This window comes from Streptomyces sp. NPDC007205, assembly GCF_040634095.1.
Taxonomy (GTDB): domain Bacteria; phylum Actinomycetota; class Actinomycetes; order Streptomycetales; family Streptomycetaceae; genus Streptomyces.
The window spans coordinates 1-4,179 of record NZ_JBEYEW010000119.1 but is presented as its reverse complement, the minus strand read 5'-3'; the positions used below and the strand labels follow the sequence as shown (position 1 = coordinate 4,179).

Below are 4,179 nucleotides of genomic sequence, written 5' to 3'. Positions count from 1 at the left end.
CGGATCCTCCGCAAGGCCAGACTCAGCCCGAACGCACTCACGTCAACCACAAAGGCCATCCTCACCCTGGAGGCTCACCGTTGAAAAGGCTCCGGGCCTCGATGAGCTTGTCGATCTCGGCGACCTGCTCATGGAGGCTCATCACCTCCTTGGCCAGCGTGTGGACCATCCGCGCGGTGATCTTCTCGCCGGGCAGGGCCGTGTGCTGCCGCTCAGCGGCGTCGATGGCGTCTTCGGCCAGGGCCTGAGCGCCGCGGACCTTGCGGTTACGCAGCCAGGTGGTCAGCCGTCGGGCTCCGACGCGGCGCAGGGCGGCGGGTGTCTGGTACCCGGTCAGCAGGACCAGCGGCCCGAGATTGCTCAGGTCCAAGGCCCGCTCCAGGGCCGGGAAGATGCTGGTCAGCGAAACCCGAAGACGGTTGGTGGCCCGGGTGCGGTCGGCAACCAGATCGGAGCGACGGCCGGTGAGGACTCGCAGCTCGATGGCGTGCTCGTCGTCCGGCCGCAGGATTGTCAGATCCCGGCGCATCCGAGCCTGGTCCGCGATGACGGTGGCGTCCTTGGCATCGGTTTTCCCCATGCCCCGGTAGCCCGCCGAGGCACGATTGACGGCCATGCCGGGAATGTAGACGAGCTGCTGGCCGTGGTTGATCAGCAGATCGACCCACAGGGCGGCCATGCCGTCAGCGACATCGACGGCCCAGACCACGTCCTCGTCCAGCGCGAGCACGTCGGCCAGCAGGATCAGCAGTTCCGGTTCGTCGTTCGCGACGCGGCGCGAGAGCAGCCGCTTGCCCTCCGCATCCAGGACCACGCAACGGTGGTGCGTCTTACCGATGTCCGTACCCGCCCAAATCTGGGCCACGGGCTCCTCCGGTCGCTCGAAGTGCAATGCAGTTCCGGACGACCTTGCCGACATGGTCCTACTCAGCGATGTACGGCGCGGTACTCGCGGCTCCTAATCAGCGGTCAGGCCGTCGTGAGACACCGGGCGGCCAGGTTGGGGGAGCCATCGAGGGCAACCCTACGAAAGCCATACCCGGTGTCTCTGGGCCTCCAGACCCTACAAGTGGCCTTGATCAACCCGGTCAAGAAGGTAGGACCCTAGGAATGGCTGGGGCAGGCCCAGCAAGAAGGTAGAGCCTGATGAGACATTGTTGCAGCGATCATCTATGTGCTGGTCAGCAGCTGTTCCTGGCGGGCTCTGCCGCCGTGTTTCGGGATATCGAAGTCGACCGCGCACCGCCGGTTCCTGATCTGGTCGCGGGCCGGGGTGTGGGGCTGGCTGCACGAAGCCGCTCTGCACCAACTCGACGATGCCGGCCTCATCGACGTCTCCCGCGTGGTCCTCGACTCCGCCCACGTGCGCGCTGAAAAGGAGGGCGAACTCACAGGTCCGAGCCCCGTGGACCGAGGTAAGCCGGGTTCCTAGATGCACGTCCTGTCGGACGCGAACGGACTGCCCCTCCTCGTCGGCGTTTCGGCCGCCAACGTCCACAACAGCGAAGGACTGAAGCCCATGGGCCGGTCATCAAGCGATTCTCAATCGGGCTTGTCAAGCCCGGCTGGTGACTCCCTGTGAGTAGGTCAACCCAGCACCAGAGGGCTCGGCGGTGCGGGGATCTCGCCGGTTGGTCAGCCCTGAGGAGGGCCGGGACGGCGAGACGCCGGCGAAGGAGGCGAAGGCTGCCTCGGCGCGGAACCGGCCCGTGCGACCAGCTGACCAGCACCTGAGCGGCGGTGATCGGTCCGACTCCGAGTAGATCGAGCAGTTCGGGGCCAGCTGGCGCACGGCGCTGAGGATCTCGTTCTCCAAGGCCTTGCTTCGGCCTGCAGGCTCTGTACGCGCTGGGCCGTGGAGCGGAAGGCACGCGCGGCCATCGTGTGCTCGATGCTGTGGGTCGCATGGTCCCGCAGTTGAGCACAACGCGCGATCTGTGCCGGATGCTTGAGCTTCTGCAGCTGTGCGAAGGTCGTCTGGTGCTGACACGATCAGGCCTTGAGCTGGTTAATCGCGGCTGTGGAGGCCAGAACCGCGCCGTGGCGGGTGGCGAGCAGAACGCGGAGGGCCTCGTGTTCGCCGCGGAGCCGGGCCTGGATCAGGTGCTCCCTGGAGAGTGCTTCCTTGGCTGCTCGGACGGCGTCGATCATGTCGGTTTTGCGGCCGCCGCGAACAGCGGTCCGCTTGGACCGGCAGACCTCCACAACGCGCTCGCCGGCCTGGGCGAGGAAGGCTGCGAGGCCAGCGCCGTAACTGCCGATGCCTTCGAGGGCCCAGCAGCGGCGGCCGGGGATGTGCTTGCGGGCGCAGTTGAGCAGGCGCCGGTAGCCGCGCGCGTTGGCCGGGGCGTCGGCGGTAGCCAGCACGGCGCCGATTGGGCTGACGGCTGCGGCGGCGAGTGCGTCGCGGTGGGTGTCGACGCCGATGGCGCGCCGTCGACCTGTTTGGCGAGCACGGTCACGCGGTTGTTCTCCTTCAGGGGTGGACGGCCGTGGTCGGCGTCGGCCTGGGTGGTGTCACCACGTGGCAGAACTGTGATGAGCACGTCGAGATGGCGGACAAGTTGCTGATCAAGCCAACGGGGTGGGCCAGGCTGACGCCGACGTCCGGCAGACATCTCGGGGGCACGGCAGGCTGCAACGAGCCGCCAATTACCTTGTGGGTCATGCCGGAACGTCGGCGCTGAGCCTGGCAGCAGCCCAACCCGGGCCGCAGCTCAACTCTTGATGGGGCCGTTTGAATTTTGCTCTGGCCGCAGTTCCGGAACTGCAGACAGAGCCGTTTTCCCCATCAGCATCCCCGGCTCAGGAAATAGGCGGTGACCGAACACACCGCGTTGCCGACCCTCTTCCCACTGCCACCAGCGGTGAGAAGAGGGCCACACACATGACGGGCCAGCCCCTGTCAGCTACTGCTCGTCGAGCTCGCTTTGGACGTCATCTAACGACTCCCGCCGCTCGGTCGGCACGCCACGAATCCCGTCCCGCGCGTGACGACCACGCCCTTGCGCGCTTTGCAGCGACTGCTCAGACTCGATCCCTTCCTTGTCAGGCTGCGCCTTGTTCCACTTTTCGTCTTTCCTGTTCGGATCTTTCCTGCCCATGGAGCTTCACTCCTTGTATGGCGGAGACGGGTCAGGTTCAGGGTCGCACGCAGTCATGGTCGCCGCACCTTTGAGTGCTTGCGCTGCGTTGCCGGGTTCCGGAAGGGTGTTTCGGCTCGCTGTCTTCTCTCTTTCCCTGCCGCTGCCCACCTCCTCACACCCTCCGACCATGTCGGCCACCACGATGATTGGCTGGACGCCGTCCAGACGGAGGGCAAGGCAAGCGTAGGAACTTCATCCAGAACGCCTGCGACTCGCTGTCACGCGGATCGCAAGGACTTGTCGGGAGGGCGTTTCCCCGTGGTCGTGGACACCCTGATCATTGGATCGTGAGGATCCATGGTGCAGGAGTTCCCGTTGGGGAGGTCGAAGTACTGGCCTGGGTTTCGGGCTGATGCCGCCGCGCTCTACCTACCACGCCAGTCCGGGTGGGACGTATGCGTCGGTGGCCAAGGACGTGGGCATCAACCACGAGACGCTGCGGATCTGGGTCCGGGATGCCGAGGCCGCGGCCCGGCCCGAGGTGGTGGAGGCCACCGCGATGGAGAAGGAGAACCGGCAGCTGCGGGCGGGGGTGAAGGAACTCGAGCTCGAGGGGGAGATCCTGCGGAGGGCCGCGAAGTATTCTGCGGCCGAGACCAGCTGGTGAGCAGCCGCTTCCAGTTTGTCGAGGATCACCGTGGCGCCTTCGGCGTCAAGCGGCTGTGCCGGATGCTGCAGGTCTCGCGTTCCGGCTTCTGCCGGTGGCCGGCCGGCGTGGACGTGCGGGCTGCCCGGGCCCGGGCGGACGCCGAGCTCGCCGGACGTGTCGCCCAGTTCCACGAGGAACCGGACGGCACCTCCGGGGTCCCGCGGGTCACCGCCGAGCTGAAGGACACCGGGAGGCGGCTCAGTGAACCTCTTTCATCCTGTGTCGTGGGGATGAAATGGGCAGGTCAGGTTGGGTGACATGGCGAAGCCCTGCGTCGTTGGTGTGGTGGTCTCACTCAGCACGCCATCGGCCGGGGGGCTTCGTTGGTTCCGTATCCTTCCATGCTCGACGTCCCGTACGAGCTGGTTGAGCACGTCTCGTGGC

Annotated in this window: 3 protein-coding genes and 3 pseudogenes; 3 read left to right on the top strand and 3 right to left on the bottom strand. The window is 66.5% G+C overall.

Going from position 1 to position 4,179, the window contains the following annotated elements; translation table 11 throughout:
- Positions 1-91: 91 nt before the first annotated feature.
- A pseudogene (locus ABZ624_RS42195) lies at positions 92-865 on the bottom strand (IS110 family transposase); the annotation flags it as partial.
- A 294-nt stretch (positions 866-1,159) separates the two neighbouring features.
- On the opposite strand from ABZ624_RS42195, the pseudogene ABZ624_RS42190 reads away from it, so the two are divergent.
- Positions 1,160-1,522 (top strand): annotated as a pseudogene (locus ABZ624_RS42190) (transposase); the annotation flags it as partial.
- A 470-nt stretch (positions 1,523-1,992) separates the two neighbouring features.
- On the opposite strand, the gene ABZ624_RS42185 reads toward ABZ624_RS42190, so the two are convergent.
- Together ABZ624_RS42185 and ABZ624_RS42180 are read right to left on the bottom strand one after the other, a co-directional pair.
- Complete coding sequence (locus tag ABZ624_RS42185; RefSeq protein WP_360100924.1) at positions 1,993-2,367, bottom strand: transposase; 375 nt, start codon at positions 2,365-2,367, stop codon at positions 1,993-1,995.
- A gap of 542 nt (positions 2,368-2,909) precedes the next feature.
- Positions 2,910-3,104 (bottom strand): hypothetical protein, encoded by a 195-nt coding sequence (locus ABZ624_RS42180; protein WP_360100921.1) that lies wholly within the window; start codon positions 3,102-3,104, stop codon positions 2,910-2,912.
- Between the two features lie 394 nt (positions 3,105-3,498).
- Here ABZ624_RS42180 and ABZ624_RS42175 point away from each other — a divergent pair, with 394 nt between their 5' ends.
- Entirely contained in the window at positions 3,499-3,753 is a 255-nt protein-coding gene (locus tag ABZ624_RS42175; protein WP_360100919.1) for a transposase, read from the top strand.
- Positions 3,754-4,077: 324 nt separating this feature from the next.
- Positions 4,078-4,179 (top strand): annotated as a pseudogene (locus tag ABZ624_RS42170) (IS5/IS1182 family transposase); the annotation flags it as partial.

Excerpts from the sequence above, each read along its gene's own strand:
- ABZ624_RS42180 (WP_360100921.1), bottom strand. The coding sequence starts at position 3,104 with ATGGGCAGGAAAGATCCGAACAGGAAAGACGAAAAGTGGAACAAGGCG.
- ABZ624_RS42175 (WP_360100919.1), top strand. The coding sequence starts at position 3,499 with ATGCCGCCGCGCTCTACCTACCACGCCAGTCCGGGTGGGACGTATGCG.